The sequence below is a fragment of the Streptomyces sp. BA2 genome, from assembly GCF_009769735.1.
Taxonomy (GTDB): Bacteria; Actinomycetota; Actinomycetes; order Streptomycetales; family Streptomycetaceae; genus Streptomyces.
Map to the genome: position 1 here is coordinate 3,857,429 of NZ_WSRO01000002.1, position 17,939 is coordinate 3,875,367.

Consider the following 17,939-nt stretch of genomic DNA (forward strand, 5'->3'; position numbering starts at 1 on the left):
CGTGCCCGGCGGCAAGGGCAGAAGGGACCGCTGACGGCGATGCAGATCCGGCTGACCGTCCTCGGGCCGCGCAGCGGCCAGACCGCCGAGCCCCATGGCCGCCCCGTCGTGCCGCGCGGCGCCTGTGACGTGCTGGTCACCGCCCCCGCGGGGACCGCTCTGGCCACCGTCGCCTCCGGCCTCGCCACCGCCGTCGCGGGCGGCGAAGGCCCCCTCGTCCTGTACGCGGAGTCGGAGCGCCTCGACGCCCAGCGCTGCACCCTCGGAGAGCCCCCGCTGATAGACGGAGCGGTGCTCTCGCTCGGCTCCCCCGCCGAGCCCGGACCCGAACTGGCGGGAGCCGCCGCCCAGTTGCACGTGGTCGCGGGCCCGGACGCGGGCGGGGTGCACCTCCTGCACGGCGGCCAGATCCGTGTCGGCCGCTCGGCGGACGCGGACGTCCCCCTGGACGACCCGGACGTGTCGCGGCTGCACTGCGCGGTGACCCTCACCCCGGACGGCCAGGTCACCGTCACGGACCTGGGCTCCACGAACGGCACGACGGTGGACGGCCGCGAGATCACCGACCGCCCGGTGCGCCTGACCCCCGGCTCCCTGCTGCGGCTCGGCGAGTCCGCGCTGCGGTTCACCGCCAGGGACGGGACGGGCGGCGCGCTGCCCACGGCCCCCGACGGCGAGGGGCACGTGCGCGTGCGGGTCACCGCGAGCGCCGAAGCCCCCCACAGTGCGCCCCCGGAAGGAGGCCACACGCCCTCCGGCGGCACCCACCACGCGTACGGCTCCGCGGAGTGGGGCGCCGCGGGCGAGGGAAGCCAGAGCGGGGCGGTCGGGCAGACGTCCCTCACCGACGTGCCGCTCGTCCCGCAGCAGGGCGGCGCTCCGGACGCCGAGAGCACCCGCCTCGGCACCCCCGCACGCGGGACGACCGTGCCGCGCACGCTCCGCAAGCGTGGCGGCCTCTCGGCCTGGGCCCGGCGGCTGACCGGCGCCCGTGACGACGCGTACGGACCGGCGGGCCACGAGGACGATGCGTACGGGACGGGAAGCCACGCCGCGCCCCCCGAACCGGCCGCCCCCACCCCCGAAGACCTCGCGGTGGCCGCCGCCGCGCGGACCCCGGAGTCCTGGCCCGACCCCGCGGCCCTGCTGCTCACGGCGCTCGGCCCCGGCCCCCGGCTCTGGGAGCGCGGCCCCGGCCACCCCGAGGCGCTCGCGGTCCGGCTCGGCACGGTGGACCGCGCGACCCCGGACGAGCGTGGCCTGCTGCCCGCCGTCCCCGTGACGGTCAGCCTGCGGGAGGCGGGCGCGCTCGGCCTCGCGGGCCCGCGTGAGCGCCTGACGGGGCTCGCCCGTGCCGTCGTCGCCCAGCTCGCCGCGCTGCACTCCCCCGACGCCCTGGAGATCGTGCTGCTCAGCACGGATCGCGCACGGCCCACGCCGGAGCGCACCGCCGAGTGGTCCTGGCTCGGCTGGCTCCCGCATCTGCGGCCCATGCACGGCCAGGACTGCCGCCTCCTCCTGGCCTACGACCGCGAGCAGGCGGCGGCGCGCACGGGAGAGCTGCTGCGGCGCCTCGACGACCACGCGGCGGACAGGGCGTCCGCCACCGCGGCCGACAGCTCTGCCGACACTTCTCCGGACACCGGGCCCCGCACCGTCGTCGTGGTGGACGGCGACCCCGGGTCCGCAGGGCTGCGCGAAGCCGTGGTGCGGCTGACGCGGGAAGGCGCCACCGCCGGGATCCATGTCGTCTGCCTCGCGGAGACCCCCGCCGCGTCGCCCGCTTCCCCGGTGTCGGCCACGTACGAAGCAGCCTGCTCAGTTTCGCCCGCCTTCCGCGCGTGCGGCGCCGTCGCGCTGCTCAGCGGCGACGTGGCCACCGCGCTGCGGCTGCTGCGGACCGTGGACGGCCGGCCCGCGGGGCACGGCACGGTCGCCGCGGTGGACGCGGTGTCGCAGGCCTGGGCCGAGCGGTTCGCCCGCGCGCTCGCGCCTTTCCGCACGGACGGGGCGCCCGGCGACGGGCACGCGCGCGTGTCCGCTCCTCTGCCTCAAATGGCCCGGCTCCTGGACGAGTTGGGGCTCGCCCGTGCCACCCCGGCGTCCCTCATGGCCCGCTGGGCAGCGGCCGCCGATGATTCCGAGGCGCTGGGCGGGCGCGCCTGGACGGTACTCGGTGCGGGCCCGCGCGGGCCCGTGGTCGTGGACCTCGCCGCCGAGGGCCCGCATGTCCTGGCCGAGGGCCCTTCGGGCAGCGGGCGTACGGAGCTCCTGCGCTCCATCGCCGCCTCGCTGGCCGCGGCGGAGCGCCCGGACCGCCTCGGCATGGTGCTGATCGACGGGCGGGACACCACGGGAAGCGTGGGCAGCGGGACGAACGGCGGGAACGTAAGGCTGGTAGAAGGCCTCGCGGTCTGTACGGACCTGCCGCATGTCACGACGCATCTCGCCGCCAACGACCCCGTCCGGATGCGGGAGTTCGCCCAGTCGCTGACCGCCGAGCTGAAGCGGCGGGCCGAGTTGCTCGGGCGGCTCGGGTTCGCCGAGTGGCATGCGCAGGCGCCTCAGCTCGGCGGGGGTGGTGCGGGTGATCTCGACCCGCCGCCGAGTTCCACGATGCGGCTGCGGCCTGTCGCTGCCGCGCGCAAGGGGGCCGACCCCGGGCCTCCGCTGCCTCGGCTCGTCGTGCTCGTCGACGACTTCGACGCGCTGCTCTCGCCCGCGCTGGGGTCGCCGGGGCGGCCTGCCGCGGGGTCCGTCGTGCGGGCGCTTGAAGCGGTGGCCCGGGACGGGGAGCGGCTCGGGGTGCATTTGGTCGCCACCACGGCGGGCGGTGACCGGACGCCTGAGACGGAGCTGGGGCGGCGGGCTGCTCTGCGGGTCTCCCTGGATGCCGTGTCTCCGGGGCCGGAGGAGCCCGCCCCCGGGCGGGGGGTGCTTCGTACTGCCGACGGGCGCGTGAGCCCTTTCCAGGCGGGGCGGGTTACTGGGCGGATTCCCCGTACGTCCACTTTGCGGCCCACGGTTGTTCCTCTGGAGTGGGAGCGGATGGGCGATCCGCCCGCGCGTCGTCCGGTGCGTGAACTTGGCAATGGCCCAACGGACTTGGCGCTGCTCGCCAGTGCGCTGGAGCGGGCCGCTCGGTCCGTCTCCGCGGATCAGGTGCCGTCTCTCCTGTGACCCACCCCCGGCGGGCGCACCCGCGCAGCTCATGACGGCACGTCACAACGCCATCACGATCACCTGGTTGACACTGTTTGCGCTCTTGCCGCCCCTCCCCGAGCGGGCGTAGACAGACCGCACGGGACTCGCCATGGCAGAGAAACGGGGCAGTGATGCGCAGCAGTCTTCGATCACGCAGGGCACCGCAACACAGGCGTACCACAGCCAAATTCGCCGCGGCCGTCGTCGCGGGCGCGCTAGCGCTCACCGTCACCGCCTGCGGGGACGACGGCGACGACAAGGACAGCGGGGACAAGGGCGGCGGCAAGGAGAGCGGTGCCGCGGTCCAACTCCCCAAGCTGGACGGGCAGACCGTGTCCGTCGCCGCGGTTTGGGGCGGCTCGGAGCGGAAGGTCTTCCTCAAGGTTCTTGACGAGTTCGAGAAGCGGACCGGCGCCAAGGTCACCTTCGTACCGGCCCAGGACCCCATCATCAGCTTCCTGGAGTCGAAGGTCGCGGGCGGCCAGCCGCCGGACGTCGCGATGCTTCCGCAGGTCGGCGCGATCGAGCAGGCCGTGGAGAACAAGTGGGCCAAGCCGGTCGGGCCCGAGGCGCAGAAGCAGCTCGACAAGAACTACGCGCAGGGCTGGCAGGACCTCGGAGCCGTCGACGACAAGCAGTACGGCGTGTACTTCAAGGCCGCCAACAAGTCCCTGGTCTGGTACAACACCCAGGTCTTCGACAACGCGGGCGCCAAGGCGCCCAAGACCTGGGACGACTTCCTGAAGACGGCCCAGACCGTGTACGACTCCGGCGTACCGCCGATCTCCGTCGCGGGCGCCGACGGCTGGACCCTCACCGACTGGTTCGAGAACATCTACCTCTCGCAGGCGGGCCCGGAGAAGTACGACGACCTCGCCGAGCACGAGATCAAGTGGACGGACCCCTCCGTGAAGGAGGCGCTGACCACGCTCGGTGAGCTCTTCGGGAAGAAGGGCTTCGTCGCGGGCGGCGCGAACGGCGCGCTGCAGACCGAGTTCCCCGCCTCCGTGAAGCAGACGTTCACCGGCGGCGACCAGCCCAAGGCGGGCATGGTCTTCGAGGGCGACATGGTCTCGCTGCCGATCTCGGAGACGAAGGCCAAGGTCGGCACGGACGCCAAGGTGTTCCCGTTCCCGGCGGTCGGCGGTGAGTCCCCGGCGGTCGTCGGCGGTGACGCCGCCGTGGCGCTGAAGGACAGCAAGGGCGCCCAGGCGCTGCTCACCTTCCTCGCGTCGCCGGACTCGGCCAAGATCTGGGCGGAGTCGGGCGGTTTCGTCTCGCCGAACAAGAACCTCGACCTGGCGGCGTACCCGAACGACGTGCAGCGGGACATCGCCAAGGCGCTGATCGCGGCGGGCGACGACATCCGCTTCGACATGTCCGACCAGGCCCCGCAGGCCTTCGGCGGCACGCCGGGCAAGGGTGAGTGGAAGGCGTTGCAGGACTTCCTGAAGAACCCGAAGGACGTCGCGGGCACGCAGAAGGCGCTGGAGACGGCCGCCGCCAAGGCCTACAAGGACTGACGCGGTGGCGTCCGCGAACGCCGGGGACACGCCGAGTGTGGCGCTGCCCCCGGCCCCGAAACCGCGCAAGAGCGTGACCGGCACACGCAAGGGCATGGCGGTGCTGTTCCTGGCGCCCGCTCTGGTGCTGCTCGGCGCGCTCGTCCTCTACCCCATCGGGTACTCGCTCTTCCGCAGCTTCTTCGACAAGTCGGGCGACTTCACGGCGTTCGGCAACTACAAGACCCTGTTCACGGACGACACCATCCTCACCGCGATCAAGAACAACGCGATCTGGGTGGTGGTCGCGCCGACGGTCGCGACGGGGCTCGGCCTGATCTTCGCCGTGCTCACCGAACGCATCCGCTGGGGAACGGCGTTCAAGCTGGTCATCTTCATGCCGATGGCGATATCGATGCTCGCGGCCGGCATCATCTTCCGGCTCGTGTACGAGTCGGATCCCGACCGGGGTGTCGCCAACGCCATCTTCGTGACCGCGCACGACACCTTCGCCGAGTCGTCCGCCTTCCCGCAGGCGCATCCCAGTACGGAGTCGCCGCTGAAGGCGGCGGACGGGGGCGCCTTCATCACCCGTAAGACGGTGAGCGCGGGCACCCCCGTCGTCCTCCCCCTGACCGGTGTCGCGCCGGACAACATGCCGGACGGCGCCAAGTCCGCCGCGGCCGCGAAGCCGGACCCCGGCAAGGTCACCGGCACGGCCTGGCAGGACTTCACCCGCGGCAAGGGCCGGGGCGAGATGAACGCCCCGGACAAGACCGAGTTCGGCTATCCCGGGATCAAGATCGAGGCCGTCAAGGACGGCAAGGTGGTGGCATCGGCCGAGGCGGCGGACGACGGCACCTTCGCGCTCCCCAAGGAGGCGGACGGCGCCCAACTCCGCTTCCCCGCAAGCAACTTCCGTGAGCCGTACAACGGAGTGGACTGGCTCGGCCCCTCCCTCATCACGCCCGCGGTGATCGGCTCGTACCTGTGGATCTGGGTGGGCTTCGCGATGGTCCTGATCGCGGCCGGCCTCGCCAGCGTGCCGCGTGAACTCCTGGAGGCCGCCCGCGTGGACGGCGCCAACGAGTGGCAGGTGTTCCGCAGGATCACGGTGCCGATCCTCGCGCCGGTGCTCGCGGTGGTGACGGTCACGCTCATGATCAACGTACTGAAGATCTTCGACCTGATCTTCATCATCGCGCCGAACTCCTCGAAGGACGACGCGAACGTCCTGGCGCTCCAGCTCTACAACTCCGCGTTCCTCGACAAGGATTCGGGCGTGGCGAGCGCGATCGCCGTGCTGCTCTTCCTCCTCGTGATCCCGGTGATGCTCTTCAACGTCAGGCGACTTCGGCGGGAGGCTCGGCGATGACCACCCAAGTCGAAGTGGTGCAGGCGAAGCAGTCGCTCGGCGGGCGGATCGCCTCCGTCCTGAGCGGCACCGCCGTACGCGTCTTCCTCACCGTCGTCGCGCTCTTCTGGCTGGTGCCGACGATCGGTCTGCTGCTCGGCTCGCTGCGCAGCTCGGCCGACATGGCGGAGAGCGGCTGGTGGAAGGTCTTCTCCACGCCGTCGCAGATGACGCTGGACAACTACACGAACCTGCTCAAGGACGAGACGATCACCGACTCGATCCTGTCCAGCATCATGATCACCGTCCCGGCGACGCTGCTCGTCGTGATCATCGGGTCCCTCGCCGGATACGCCTTCGCGTGGATGGAGTTCCCGGGCCGCGACTGGTGGTTCATCGGCGTCGTCGGGTTGCTCGTGGTGCCGGTGCAGGTGGCGCTGCTACCGGTGTCGAAGATCTTCGGCGCGATCGGCATCTTCGAGACGACGATCGGCGTGGTCATCTTCCACGTGGCCTTCGGGCTGCCGTTCGCGATCTTCCTCCTGCGGAACTTCTTCGCGGAGATCCCCCGCGAACTCCTGGAGGCCGCGCGCCTGGACGGAGCCGGTGAACTGCGGCTCTTCTTCCGGGTCGTGATGCCGCTCGGCGCGCCCGCGATCGCCTCCCTCGGCATCTTCCAGTTCCTCTGGGTCTGGAACGACATGCTGATCGCGCTGATCTTCGCCGACTCCGAGAGCCCGCCGATCACGGTCGCGCTCCAGCAGCAGGTGCGGTCCTTCGGCGACAACGTGCAGATCCTGGCGCCCGGCGCGTTCATCTCGATGGTGATCCCGCTGGCCGTGTTCTTCGCGTTCCAGCGGCAGTTCGTGTCCGGCGTGATGGCGGGCGCGGTGAAGTAACCGATCACGAGTAACAGTGGAACCTGAGTTCGACGAGTGAGGCGGCCAAGCACCGGGGCCGCCTCACTCGCGTCTATCCCCCATATGCCACATACGGCGTAACTCGACCGGCCGCCGGGGCGTTTCCGGGCAGTATGCCCGCGCCGACCCATGGATGTGCCTTGCCCCGGTTCAGTGTCATCGTGCCCGTGTACAAGGTGCAGGCATATCTGCACGCATGCCTCGAATCCGTCCTCGAGCAATCGTTCACGGACTTCGAGCTGATCGTGGTCGACGACGCCTCACCCGACGCATGCGGCGCCCTCATCGACGAGCGCGCGGCCCGTGACACCCGCATGAAGGCCGTCCACCTCAAGGAGAACGTCGGTCTGGGCCCGGCCCGCAACGCCGGCATGAAGCGCGCCAGCGGCGACTACCTGATCTTCCTCGACAGCGACGACACCCTCACCCCCCACTCCCTGCACGCGATCTCCGACCGCATCAAGGAGACCGACGAGCCGGACGTCCTGATCTACGACTACGCGCGCACCTTCTGGTCGGGCGAGGCCGTGCGCAACCAGTTCGCGAGCCTCCTGAAGGAGGAGGGCCCCGCCCCCTTCCGGCTGAGCGAGAGGCCCGGCCTGCTGCGCCTCCTGATGGTCGCCTGGAACAAGGCCTACCGCCGCGACTTCATCGAACGCGAGGGCTTCACCTTCCCGCCCGGCCTCTACGAGGACACGCCCTGGACCGCTCCGGTCCTGATGAAGGCGGGCTCGATCGCCACCCTCGACCGGGTCTGCGTGCACTACCTCCAGCGCCGCCGCGGCAGCATCCTGCGCACCACGACCCGCAGGCACTTCGAGATCTTCGACCAGTACGAGCGGGTCTTCGCGTTCCTCGACGAGCACCCGGAACTCTCGGCGGCCTGGCGGCCCGTCCTCTTCAGGAAGATGGTCGACCACCTCTCGGCGGTCTTCAGCAAGCGGGACCGCCTCCCGCGCGGCAGCCGCGCCGAATTCCTGCGCAAAGCCCGCACCCACTACCGCCGATACCGCGTCCCCGGCGCCCGCCCACGCGCCCGCGTCCGCGCCCGGGTCCGGCACGGCCTCGTACGCCTTGGCACGCACCGCACCTACCGGACCCTGTGGACGGCGCTGCGGGTCAGGTCACGGGCCAAGCGGTACGCGGCGAGAGCGCGGCACCGCGCCAAGGGTGCCGTGCTGCAACTGCACTACCGCATCCAGCTGCGCCTGCCGCTGCGCGCCGACCGCGCGGTCTTCTCCTCGTACTGGGGGCGCGGCTACGGCTGCAACCCCGGCGCCCTGGAGGCCGCGGTGCGCGAGCACGCCCCGCACATCCGCACCGCGTGGATCGCGGACCCCGCCCACCACCACACCCTGCCGACGGCCACCCGCAGGCTGCGCCCCGGCACGGCCGCGTACTGGAGCGCCCTCGCGCGCTCCAAGTACCTCGTGAACAACGTCGACTTCGACCGCAGGCTCGTCAAACGCCCCGGCCAGATCATGATCCAGACCCAGCACGGCACCCCCCTGAAGCTGATGGGCCTCGACCTCCAGGACCGGCCCGCCGCCGCCCGGGGCATGGACTTCGCCGCCCTCCTGCGCAACGCCGACAAATGGGACTACGTCCTGTCGGCGAACCGGCACTCCACGCTGGTCTGGGAGCGCGTCTACCCCGCCTCGTACACCACGCTCGAGTACGGCTACCCGCGCAACGACATCTACCAGCGGGCGAGCTCCGCCGACGTGGCCCGCATCCGCGAGTCCCTCGGCATCCCCCCGGGCGCCGTCGCCATCCTCTACGCGCCCACCCACCGCGACTACCGCCACACCCAGCTGCGCTCCCTCGACCTGGAGCGGATGCTGCACAACCTCGGCCCGCGCTTCGTCGTCCTGACCCGCGCCCATCACTCGTACGGGGCGCCCCTGGCGCCCAGCTCGGGCCGCCTGATCGACGTGTCGGACCATCCGGACGTCGAGTCCCTCTGCCTCGCGTCCGACGCCCTGGTCACCGACTACTCCTCGCTCATGTTCGACTACGCCAACCTCGACCGCCCCGTCGTCCTGCACGCCACCGACTGGGAGGCGTACGAAGCGGCCCGCGGCACCTACTTCGACGTGCGCGAGTTCCCGCCGGGCGCGGTCGCGCGCAGCGAGGACGAGCTCACCGACATCTTCGCCACCGGCCACTGGCGCGGCTCGCGCTCGGCGCAGCTGCGCGCCGCCTTCCGAGACCGCTTCTGCGTGTACGACGACGGGCGGGCCGCTGAACGAGTTGTGAGGCATGTGGTGCTCGGTGAGGCAGGGGGTCTACCGTCTGTGGCGCCACTCGCGGACCGGCACCCGGCGCCGGCCGCGGGGGTGGCCGATGAGCCGCTGCCGCGGGCCGACGTCTCCCCGCCCGCGCCGCGCTTCTGACCGCGCACTGTCCGCCTTCCCCCATCCCCGGGACCAGATATGCGACACGCTTCCGCCACCACGCCCGCGACCACCACCGGCCAGGACAACGGCCAGGACAACGGCCAGCTGCCGCGGCCGCGCCGACTCTCCGATGTGAAGGGGTGGTTCCACCCGGTCGACCAGGTGCTCTTCGACTGGATCCTGAGCCGGCAGCGCGACCTGGAGCAGCGGGGCGATCTGCTGGAGCTCGGCGCGTATCTGGGCAAGAGCGCCATCTTCATGGGCGCGTATCTGCGCGCGGAGGAGACCTTCACCGTCTGTGACCTCTTCGACTCGCCCGCCCCCGACGAGGCCAACTCCGCCGAGATGGGCCGCTCGTACGCCACGCTGACGCGCCGCGCCTTCGAGGCCAACTACGGCTCGTTCCACGACGGTCTGCCGCGGATCGTCCAGGAGCCGTCCTCCGGCATCACCGCGCACGTGGACGCGGACAGCTGCCGCTTCGTGCACATCGACGCCTCGCATCTGTACGAGCACGTCCACGCCGACATCACCGCCGCCAAGAAGCTGCTCGGGCAGGACGGGATCGTCGTGCTCGACGACTTCCGGGCCGAGCACTGTCCGGGCGTGGCCGCGGCGACCTGGGGTGCCGTGGCGAGCACGGGGCTCAAACCGCTGACCATCACGGCCACCAAGTTCTATGGGACATGGGGGAGTTACGACGCGATCCACGCCGATCTCGCCGCGTTCCTGAAGGAGCGGGACGACATGTGGCACGGCGCCGAGGAGGTCGCGGGCTACCCGATGATCCGGATCAGCGGCAAGAAGGCGAAGCAGCCGGAGCACCCGGTGTCACGGCACGCGGACGAGCCCGTCCCGGAGCTGGCGGGAAGGACGCCCGAGCCCGCAGCAGCCGGGGGCAGGGCCCGGGGCCTCCTGTCGTCGCTGCTCGCGCGCACGGGGCGTTCCTGACCTCCGGAGAGCTCAGCGCTCAAGGAGATCGAAAAGCTCCTCCCAGCGCTCGAGCACCCGCGCCTCGGAGAATCGCTGTACGTTCCTGCGGGCCCGCTCCCCCATCGCGTCCCGCAGCCGTGGGTTGCCGGTGAGGCGCAGGAGGCGGTCGGCGAGGGCCTCGATGTCGCCGGCGGGGGCGAGCAGGCCGTCCTCGCCGTGGCGCACGATCTCGCGTACGCCGGGCGCGCAGTCGAAGGCCGCGCACGGCACCGCGCTGGCCATCGCCTCCATCAGGGCCAGCGGGAAGCCCTCGCCGCGGGACGACTGCACGAAGAGGGAGCTCTCGGCGAGCACGCCCGGCACATCGCTGGTGCGGCCCCGCCACTCCACCGACCCGTCGAGGCCAAGGCGCGTGCACTGCTGCTTGAGGTCGGCCTCGTCCGCTCCCGCGCCGTAGATCCGCAGCGTCCAGTCGGGGCGCTGCGGGGCCACGAGCGCCCAGGTGTCGACGAGCATGTCGACGCCCTTCTGGTCGGCGAGCCTGCCGATGCTGCACACCACCTTGCGGTCGCGCCGCGAGGGCACCGCGGGGAGGTGGGCGAGGGCGTTCGGCATCGCGCCGACGTTGTGCATGCCGTCGGTGATCCAGTCGTCGGCGTCCTCCTGGGTGAGCGCGAGCCAGCGGTCCACGGAGGGGTAGCTGCGCTTGACCGCTCGGTAGCGGTGGCAGGCACGGGTGTAGGCGTACGACTCGTGGCTCATGCCGATGATGCGCAGGCCCGCGGTGTCCGCCTCCCTGATCCACTCCATCGGCCAGACCTGCGTGACGATGGCGACCGCGCCGGGCCGCGCGGCACGGAAGATCTCCGAGAGCCGGTCGACGGTGCGGCGCTTGGCGGCGATCCGCGCCGATTCGCGACGGCGCGCCACCACGTTGAGGCGGCCGAGACCGCGCGCCGGGCGCGGAGTCTGCGGATGCTCGCGGTAGAGGCTGGTCACGGGGTAGCCGCGGTCTTCGGGGAGTTCCAGTTTCAGCTCGGCCTCGTGGACGCCGATGACGTGCACGCGGTGGCCGTTGCGCTGGAAGAGCCGGGCCATCTGGTGGGCCCAGGCGGTGACGCCGCCGAGTTCGTCGACGGTGTTCGCCACGAGGAAGAGATCGCGGCTCTTCGTCGCGGTCGCGATCCTCGTGGTCGCGAACGTCGTGGTCATGCCCCGCCCCTCTTCTCCGTGTTCCCGAACCGCTCGCCGTTCCCGAACCGCTCGCCGTTCCCGAACCGCTCGCCGAAGAGCGCGTCCACCACGTCGGCCGCGGCCCGCCCCTGGTCGTACGCCCCGAACCGCGCGGCGAACGCCCGCCGGGGCTCCGCCCACGCGCCGTCGGTCTGCTTGAGCGTGGCGAGCACGCGCAGCAGTTCCTCCTCCGTCTCGACGACGGGTCCGCCCGCCTCGTCCCGCAGCGCGAAGTAGCTGCCGCGCTCGGCCGCGTACGCGTCGAGGTCCGGCGCGAAGTGCACCAACGGCCGGTCCAGGAGCGCGAAGTCGAACATGATCGACGAGTAGTCGGTGATCAGGACGTCGGCGAGGCACAGCAGCTCGCTCACGTCGTGGTGGTCCGACACATCGAGGACCGTGCCGGGCGGGCAGACCGGGAGGCCTGCCGTCTCCATGTAGTGGGTGCGCACCAGGAGGACGTGGGTGTCGCCGAAGCGGTCGGCGAACTTGCGTACGTCGAGGGGCAGTCGCACCGTCTTGCTGTTCTTGGGCACACCGCGGAACGTCGGTGCGTACAGGACCACCGTCTTGTGGTCGGGGATGCCGAGGTCGGCGGCCACCGGCGGCCGCGGGAAACGGCCCGACGCCTCGTCGCGGACGCGCGCGGCGACCAGCCGGTCGTTGCGCGGGTAGCCGCAGCGCAGCAGCCGCTCCTCGGGGATCTTGTAGGCGCGCGCCAGGGTGTTCACGTCGTGCTCGGAGCGCACAAGGAAGTGGTCGAAGCGGTCGACGGCCTGCTTGAGGCGCTCGCGCTGCGGGGCGTTCTGCGTCTTCAGGCGCGCCTCGTCGAAGCCCATGCGCTTGTACGCGGAGCCGTGCCAGGTCTGGAGGTACGTGGTGTGGCGCGGCTTGTCCAGGGCGTGCGGGAAGCCCTGGTTGTCGATCCAGAACTCGGCGCGGGCGAGGGCCCACAGGTAGCGCCATGACCAACGGGCCACCAGGCGGGTGGAGTCGGGGAATCCGTCGGCCGAAGCGGCGTACGACCAGGTGCAGCGCAGCCGCAGCCCCCGGTCGGTGATCTCCTGGTGGACGGCGCGCGGGCTGTCGCCGTAGCACCTGCCCATGTGGCTCTCGAAGACGACCGAGCCCTTGCTGACGGGGAGCCGCCGCAGCACACGCCGGTAGACGCGCAGCTTGACCGGCACGCCGCTGAGCGCGTCCCACCTCTTGCGCAGGGCGCGCAGCCGGACCTTGAGCCTGCGCGCGGGGCGGAAGTGCGTGACGTAGTGCAGTGCCGCGCGCAGGGTGCGGGCGGCTCGGTGGCGGGGTGCGAGGCGCAGCTCCAGCTTGTTCCCGACGGTGACGCCGGCTCCTCGGCTCTCTCCCACGGTCTCCGGCTCGGCGACGAGTTCGGTGGTCATGTCCTGGCCGCCGGCGGCGAGTTGGAGCCGGGGCTCCCAGGCTCGGTCGCCGATGCCGAGGTCCCGCAGTCGTGCGGTGAGGGTCAGGCCGGCCCGCCAGACGACCGCGCCGCCGTCGTAGTGCACCTCCTCCACGGGTACGCGGAAGCCGCGCCGCCGCGCGCCGCGTGCCCGCACGTCGAGCCAGGCGGTGAGCGGCGGCCGGTCGGGCACCAGACCGCCTGGCAGCACGACACGCCCTTCGAGGACCGCCTTGCCTCCCTCGGCCTTGCCGCCCTCGATGTCGCACCTGGTGAGGCGGTTCAGGAGGCGGGCCTCGCCCAACTGCTGGTACTGGTAGCCGAGTTCACTGACGTCGAGCACTTCTCGTAGGCGGGGGTCGTCGAGCCCGTCCGCGCGCCAGTAGACCTTCCCCTCCCGTTCGGTCAGTTCCGATACGACGGTGCCCGGCCTCGCGAGCGCGTACGCGGCCGCGAGCACGCCGTCCGTGTCGCCCTCCGCGAGCAGCCGCACGCACACCCGCTCCACGGGATCGAGGGCGTCCAGGGCGCGCAGGTCGACGCGGCCCTGGAGGTGCGGGGCGATTCCCGCCGTGGTCCGGCGCCGTTCCTCCGCGGTGAGCTGCGGGAACGTACGGGCGCAGGGCAGCACGTGGTCGACGAGGAAGGCCCGCTCGCGCCGGTCGCCCAGGTCGAGACGGCCGAGGCTCACCAGGAGCCCGGCGACGCGGTCGTTGACGGCGGCGAGCGCGGGGGTCTCGCGGGCGGGGGCGGGCGCCGCACGGTGGGTGGTGATCAGGTTCGGTACGAGGGTGATGCCGCGTACCCCGAGGGCGGCCTCGACGCCGAAGAGGACCTCGCTGTGGTCGAGGTCCTCCGCGTACCGCAGACGCATGCGGTCGAGGACGTCACGGCGGACGCAGAACCCGGCGATCAGGGAGTCCCTGGCGACGAGTTCGGGGGCGTCGGAGAGGTTCTCGACCTTCCTCGTCCTCGCGTGCAGTCCGTCCTGCCATCCCGGTCCGCGCTCCTTCTTGCCGCTGCCCGTGAGCCGCGTCCAGCGCCCCGCCACCAGATCGGCGCCGGTGGAGCGCGCGGCGTCGAAGAGGTTGCGGCAGGCGTGCTGCTCCAGGAGTTCGCCCTCGCCGAGCACGATGACGTACCGCCCGCGTGCCGCGTCGAGCCCGAGGTTCCGCGCGGCGGCGACCGGCATCTCGCGGTCGGCACGGACCAGGCGCACCCGGTGCGGCTGGTCGGCGGCGAGCGCCTGCGCCGCGTCGCGGGCGGGGCCGTCGGCGCCGGGGTCGACGACGACCGCCTCGACGTTGCCCATGGTCTGGTCGAGCACGGACCGCACCGACTCCCGCAGCGCCTCGACGTCCGTGCCTGCGACCACGACACAGCTGACGTCGTGCAGATCCGGCGTGCTCATGCGCGGCCTCCTTCCAGCATCGCGTCCGCGACACCGGCGGCCGCGTTCCCGTCGTCCAGGTCGCAGAAGACCTCGCGGAACCTGTCGTACGCGTCGGCGTACGCGGCGGTGGCGGCCGCCGGGTCGCGCAGCGCCTCGATGACCTCGTCGCTCGTGCCGAGCAGCGGTCCCGGCGCCTGCGCCTCGAAGTCGAAGTAGAAGCCGCGCAGGGTGTCGCGGTAGTGGTCGAGGTCGTAGGTGTGGAAGAGCATCGGGCGGCCGGTCTGCGCGAAGTCGAACATCAGGGACGAGTAGTCCGTCACCAGGACGTCGCTGATCAGGAGCAGTTCGCTGACGTCGGGGTGGCGCGAGACGTCGCGCACGAAGTCCGAGCCGGGGACGGTGCCGCCGACGAGGTAGTGCCTGCGGACGAGGAGCACATGGTCGTCGCCGATGGCGCGTTCGGCGGCGGCGAGGTCGAGCTGGAGGTCGAGGGCGTAGCGGCCGGCCTGCTTGGGCTGGTTCTCGCGCCAAGTGGGCGCGTACAGGACGACGCGTCTGCCTTCGGGGATGCCGAGCCTTTCGCGTACGGATGCCGCGACCTTGGCGCGGTCGACGGCGTGCAGCAGGTCGTTGCGGGGATAGCCGCGTTCCAGGACCTCGCCGGTGTAGCCGAAGGCGCCGCGCAGGACGGGCGTCGAGAAGCGGTTCGGGGAGACGAGGACGCTCCACTGGTCGGCGCGTCCTGGCAGGGTCGCCATGTAGGCGCGGTCTCCGGAGGCGTGGCCCGCGAGGTCGCGGCCGATGCGCTTGAGCGGGGTGCCGTGCCAGGTCTGCACGACGTACTGGCCGTCGGCGCGCTCGAACCAGTCGGGCAGCTGGGTGTTGGTCACGATGTAGCGGCAGCGGGCGAGGGCGTCGTGCCACTCGGCGCTCCACAGGGCGAGGGGCGTGGCGCTCTCGGGCAGCGCGACCTGCTGGTCGCGGACCACCCACAGGTGCTCCAACTCCACGCCTCTGCCGACCAGTTCCTCGTGCACGGCGCGGGGCGAGTCCGAGTACTGCCGTCCGTCGAAGCTGCAGTACAGGACGGCGTCCCGCAGCGGTCCGCCGCGCCGGGCCGCGTACTGTTCGCGCAGCCTGCGCTGGCGCGGACCGCCCCGGTCGGCCACGGGCAGCGCGGAGCCCGAGCGCAGGTGGAGGCCGTCGTGGGCGTGGCGCTTGAGGCTGATGTCACGGCCTGACCTGGTGCGTACGAGGGGCAGTTCGCGGCCCTTGCCCGGCGCCACGCACACGGGGGTGTACTGCTCGGGGTCGCTCGCGCCCGCCTCGCGCAGGAAGAGGTTCCAGCGTCCTTCGGCGAGCGGCAGGGTGCCTCCGGGCCCTGGCACGGCCTCGGGACGCAGCGCCGCGGCGAACCGCCCGCCCTCGATCAGCACCGGCACCACGGCCTCGTCGCCGTGGCCGCCGTGCACGAGGACCAGCTCCCCGGCGCGGGCCTCGGCGTCGGGGTGGCTGCCCTCGACGATCAGCTCGTCCTGCCAGGTCACGGCGTCGACGAGCGGCCGCAGGGTCTGGTCGCGCAGTTCCAGGTTCCCCGACGCGTTGGCGAGGACGAGGAGTTCACGCCCCGGCAGCAGCCCGTACCGCCCCGAAGGCACGTCGGGGCAGGCGGCGAGCGGTGTGCGGTCGCCGCCCTCGCGGACCAGGGCGACGCCCCACGGGTCGGCCTTGCGCGGCTCTCCGGTGCGCTCGTCCTCACCGGCGTGGAAGAGGCCGAGCGGCACATCGGCGCTGAAGTCGCGGCCGTTGACCAGGGCGGGGACGTAATGCGCCTCCTTGGTGGCCCAGTTCTCCACCCGCAGCGCGTCGACGGCCTGCGACTCCCCCGGCGCGAGCCGCCCGTGCAGCCGGACGGCGCCGCCGCAGCCCTCGTGCGCGACGAGCCGGGCCGCCACCCGCTCCGTGCGCAGCCTCAGCCGCCCCTTGCTGAGGGTGACGGCCACCCGCAGGAACTCCTCCAGATACCGCACGGGCAGCCGCGGCGGGCTGCTCGTCCTGACCGGACCGGTGCGCGGCAGGAGCCCGCTGACCACGCCCATCTCCACTTTCCAGGTGGTGCTGCGCCGCTTGGTGACGGTCCTGCGGGGGTCGATGACCGTCTCGAACCCCGACCGGTCGTAGCTGTGCAGTCCCTGCTTGGAGCGGTACGTCGCCTCGCGCGCTCGCACCGTGCGCAGCGTCAGCGGCAGGACGCGCCGCCGTCCGGCCCGCAGCCAGGCGACCCTGGCGCGCGCGCCGACGCGCCCCGCGGGCAGGTTGGGGATGTAGGCGTAGCCCTTGAGCCGCAGCCTGCCCCGCTCGTCCCAGGCGATGTGCGTGAGCTGAGCGGTGAGCGGCAGGTCGGACCGTTTCAGGGCGACGGTCTCGCGCGGCAGCCCGCCGATCCCGGGGTAGTCGGCCCTGCGCCGGCGCAGGCCGCGCACCCGGAAGGCGTCGGGGTGGGATTTCTCGTACGCCATGAAGGCGAGCAGGTCGGTGACCCGGCGCTGGCGGATGAGCTGCCAGCGCACGCGCAGGGCGAGCGGCAGTGCGGCCACGACCGTGGGGTCGACGGTGTCGACGAAGGCGTTGGCCTGCTCCATGAAGACGTCGTGGTACGCGGAGTCGCCGTGCGGCAGGGCCTCCATGAACAGCCACAGGTCCCCGGCGAGCACCGTCGTGTCGTAGCGGCGCTTGGCCTCCGCGAATACCTTCCCCCGGGGTGTGTCCGCCGTCTGCGCGGCCTTCGCCGCGAGGAAGCCGCTTGCGGCGAGGACGGCGGCGGTGCGGTCGCGGACGGCGCGGGGCTTGGCACGGCGGCTGGTGATGGAACCGTCGCGGTCGCGCCAGAGGTAGACGGGCTCCTTCAGTACGTCGACGGAATCGGCGAGGAAGTGCGCGGGGATCGTGACGGGGGTGTCCTCGAAGAGCACGCCCTCCGGGAAGGTGAGGGCGTGCCGGTCCCAGAAGTCCCTGCGGAAGACCTTGTTGCAGGCGATGCGGTCGCCGAGCAGCTCCCAGTCGCGGGTGACGTGCGTGCCGCTGCGGTCCGTGTCCATCATCTTGCGGAACATCGGCGACTGCTCGCTCCTGTCGCCGGAGCGCAGCCGGTGGACGTTGCCGGTGACGAAGTCGGAGCCCGACTCGTCGAGCGCGGCCAGCATCCGCTCGTACGCGTCCCGCGGTACGACGTCGTCGCTGTCGACGAACGTCAGGTACGTGCCCCGCGCCTCGCGCACCCCCGCGTTGCGGGCCGCCCCGAGTCCCGCGTTCTTCTGCTCGACAAGCCGGAATCTGGCGTCCTCGTCGGCGAACTCGCGGGCGATGCGTGGACTCCCGTCGGTGGAACCGTCGTTGACCATGACGACTTCGAGGTCCGGCATGGTCTGCTCGGCCAGTGACCGGAGGCAAGGGGCGAGAAACTCCTCGACGTTGTAGACGGGGACGACGACGGCGAGTCGGGGTGTCATGCGCTGCGCACATTCCTTCCGGAGAACTGACGGGCACGGCTGCGCGTCCTGCTGAGGGCCACTCGGTTA

The 17,939-nt window shown here is 72.0% G+C and carries 9 protein-coding genes; 6 read left to right on the forward strand and 3 right to left on the reverse strand.

All coding sequences use genetic code 11. From position 1 onward, the window contains the following. Positions 1–39: 39 nt before the first annotated feature. From E5671_RS20065 to E5671_RS20090, 6 genes are all read left to right on the forward strand, one after another. Entirely contained in the window at positions 40–3,180 is a 3,141-nt protein-coding gene (locus tag E5671_RS20065) for an FHA domain-containing protein (protein ID WP_160505343.1), read from the forward strand. Positions 3,181–3,335: 155 nt separating this feature from the next. Continuing rightward, positions 3,336–4,727, forward strand: a complete 1,392-nt coding sequence (locus tag E5671_RS20070) for an ABC transporter substrate-binding protein (RefSeq protein ID WP_160505344.1) — start codon at positions 3,336–3,338, stop codon at positions 4,725–4,727. Positions 4,728–4,800: 73 nt separating this feature from the next. Further along, positions 4,801–6,081 carry a carbohydrate ABC transporter permease gene (locus E5671_RS20075; RefSeq protein WP_160510298.1) on the forward strand — a complete coding sequence of 427 codons (1,281 nt, stop codon included), beginning with the start codon at positions 4,801–4,803 and terminating at the stop codon, positions 6,079–6,081. Next, entirely contained in the window at positions 6,078–6,959 is an 882-nt protein-coding gene (locus E5671_RS20080; RefSeq protein WP_160505345.1) for a carbohydrate ABC transporter permease, read from the forward strand. The genes E5671_RS20075 and E5671_RS20080 overlap by 4 nt, the downstream gene beginning before the upstream one ends. A 161-nt stretch (positions 6,960–7,120) precedes the next feature. After that, a complete protein-coding gene (locus E5671_RS20085; RefSeq protein ID WP_160505346.1) occupies positions 7,121–9,376 on the forward strand; it encodes a bifunctional glycosyltransferase/CDP-glycerol:glycerophosphate glycerophosphotransferase in 2,256 nt (751 codons plus the stop codon). 39 nt (positions 9,377–9,415) lie between these two features. Next, a complete protein-coding gene (locus E5671_RS20090; protein ID WP_160505347.1) occupies positions 9,416–10,330 on the forward strand; it encodes a class I SAM-dependent methyltransferase in 915 nt (304 codons plus the stop codon). Between the two features lie 12 nt (positions 10,331–10,342). On the opposite strand, the gene E5671_RS20095 is transcribed toward E5671_RS20090, so the two are convergent. The 3 genes from E5671_RS20095 to E5671_RS20105 are packed head-to-tail and all read right to left on the reverse strand — an operon-like array spanning position 10,343 to position 17,870. Further along, a complete protein-coding gene (locus E5671_RS20095; protein WP_160505348.1) occupies positions 10,343–11,524 on the reverse strand; it encodes a glycosyltransferase in 1,182 nt (393 codons plus the stop codon). Then, positions 11,521–14,379, reverse strand: coding sequence for a bifunctional glycosyltransferase/CDP-glycerol:glycerophosphate glycerophosphotransferase (locus tag E5671_RS20100; RefSeq protein ID WP_160505349.1), 2,859 nt, complete (start codon positions 14,377–14,379; stop codon positions 11,521–11,523). Before E5671_RS20100 ends, E5671_RS20095 begins: the two co-directional genes overlap by 4 nt. Further along, positions 14,376–17,870: a bifunctional glycosyltransferase/CDP-glycerol:glycerophosphate glycerophosphotransferase gene (locus E5671_RS20105; RefSeq protein WP_160505350.1), complete on the reverse strand. Its 3,495-nt coding sequence runs from the start codon at positions 17,868–17,870 to the stop codon at positions 14,376–14,378. The genes E5671_RS20100 and E5671_RS20105 overlap by 4 nt, the downstream gene beginning before the upstream one ends. Positions 17,871–17,939: the final 69 nt, after the last annotated feature.

What these genes read in the sequence shown, in the direction of transcription:
- E5671_RS20090 (WP_160505347.1), top strand. Translation starts at nt 9,416, where the DNA reads ATGCGACACGCTTCCGCCACCACGCCCGCGACCACCACCGGCCAGGAC.
- E5671_RS20080 (WP_160505345.1), top strand. Translation starts at nt 6,078, where the DNA reads ATGACCACCCAAGTCGAAGTGGTGCAGGCGAAGCAGTCGCTCGGCGGG.
- E5671_RS20065 (WP_160505343.1), top strand. Translation starts at nt 40, where the DNA reads ATGCAGATCCGGCTGACCGTCCTCGGGCCGCGCAGCGGCCAGACCGCC.
- E5671_RS20070 (WP_160505344.1), top strand. Translation starts at nt 3,336, where the DNA reads ATGCGCAGCAGTCTTCGATCACGCAGGGCACCGCAACACAGGCGTACC.
- E5671_RS20105 (WP_160505350.1), bottom strand. Translation starts at nt 17,870, where the DNA reads ATGACACCCCGACTCGCCGTCGTCGTCCCCGTCTACAACGTCGAGGAG.
- E5671_RS20095 (WP_160505348.1), bottom strand. Translation starts at nt 11,524, where the DNA reads ATGACCACGACGTTCGCGACCACGAGGATCGCGACCGCGACGAAGAGC.
- E5671_RS20100 (WP_160505349.1), bottom strand. Translation starts at nt 14,379, where the DNA reads ATGAGCACGCCGGATCTGCACGACGTCAGCTGTGTCGTGGTCGCAGGC.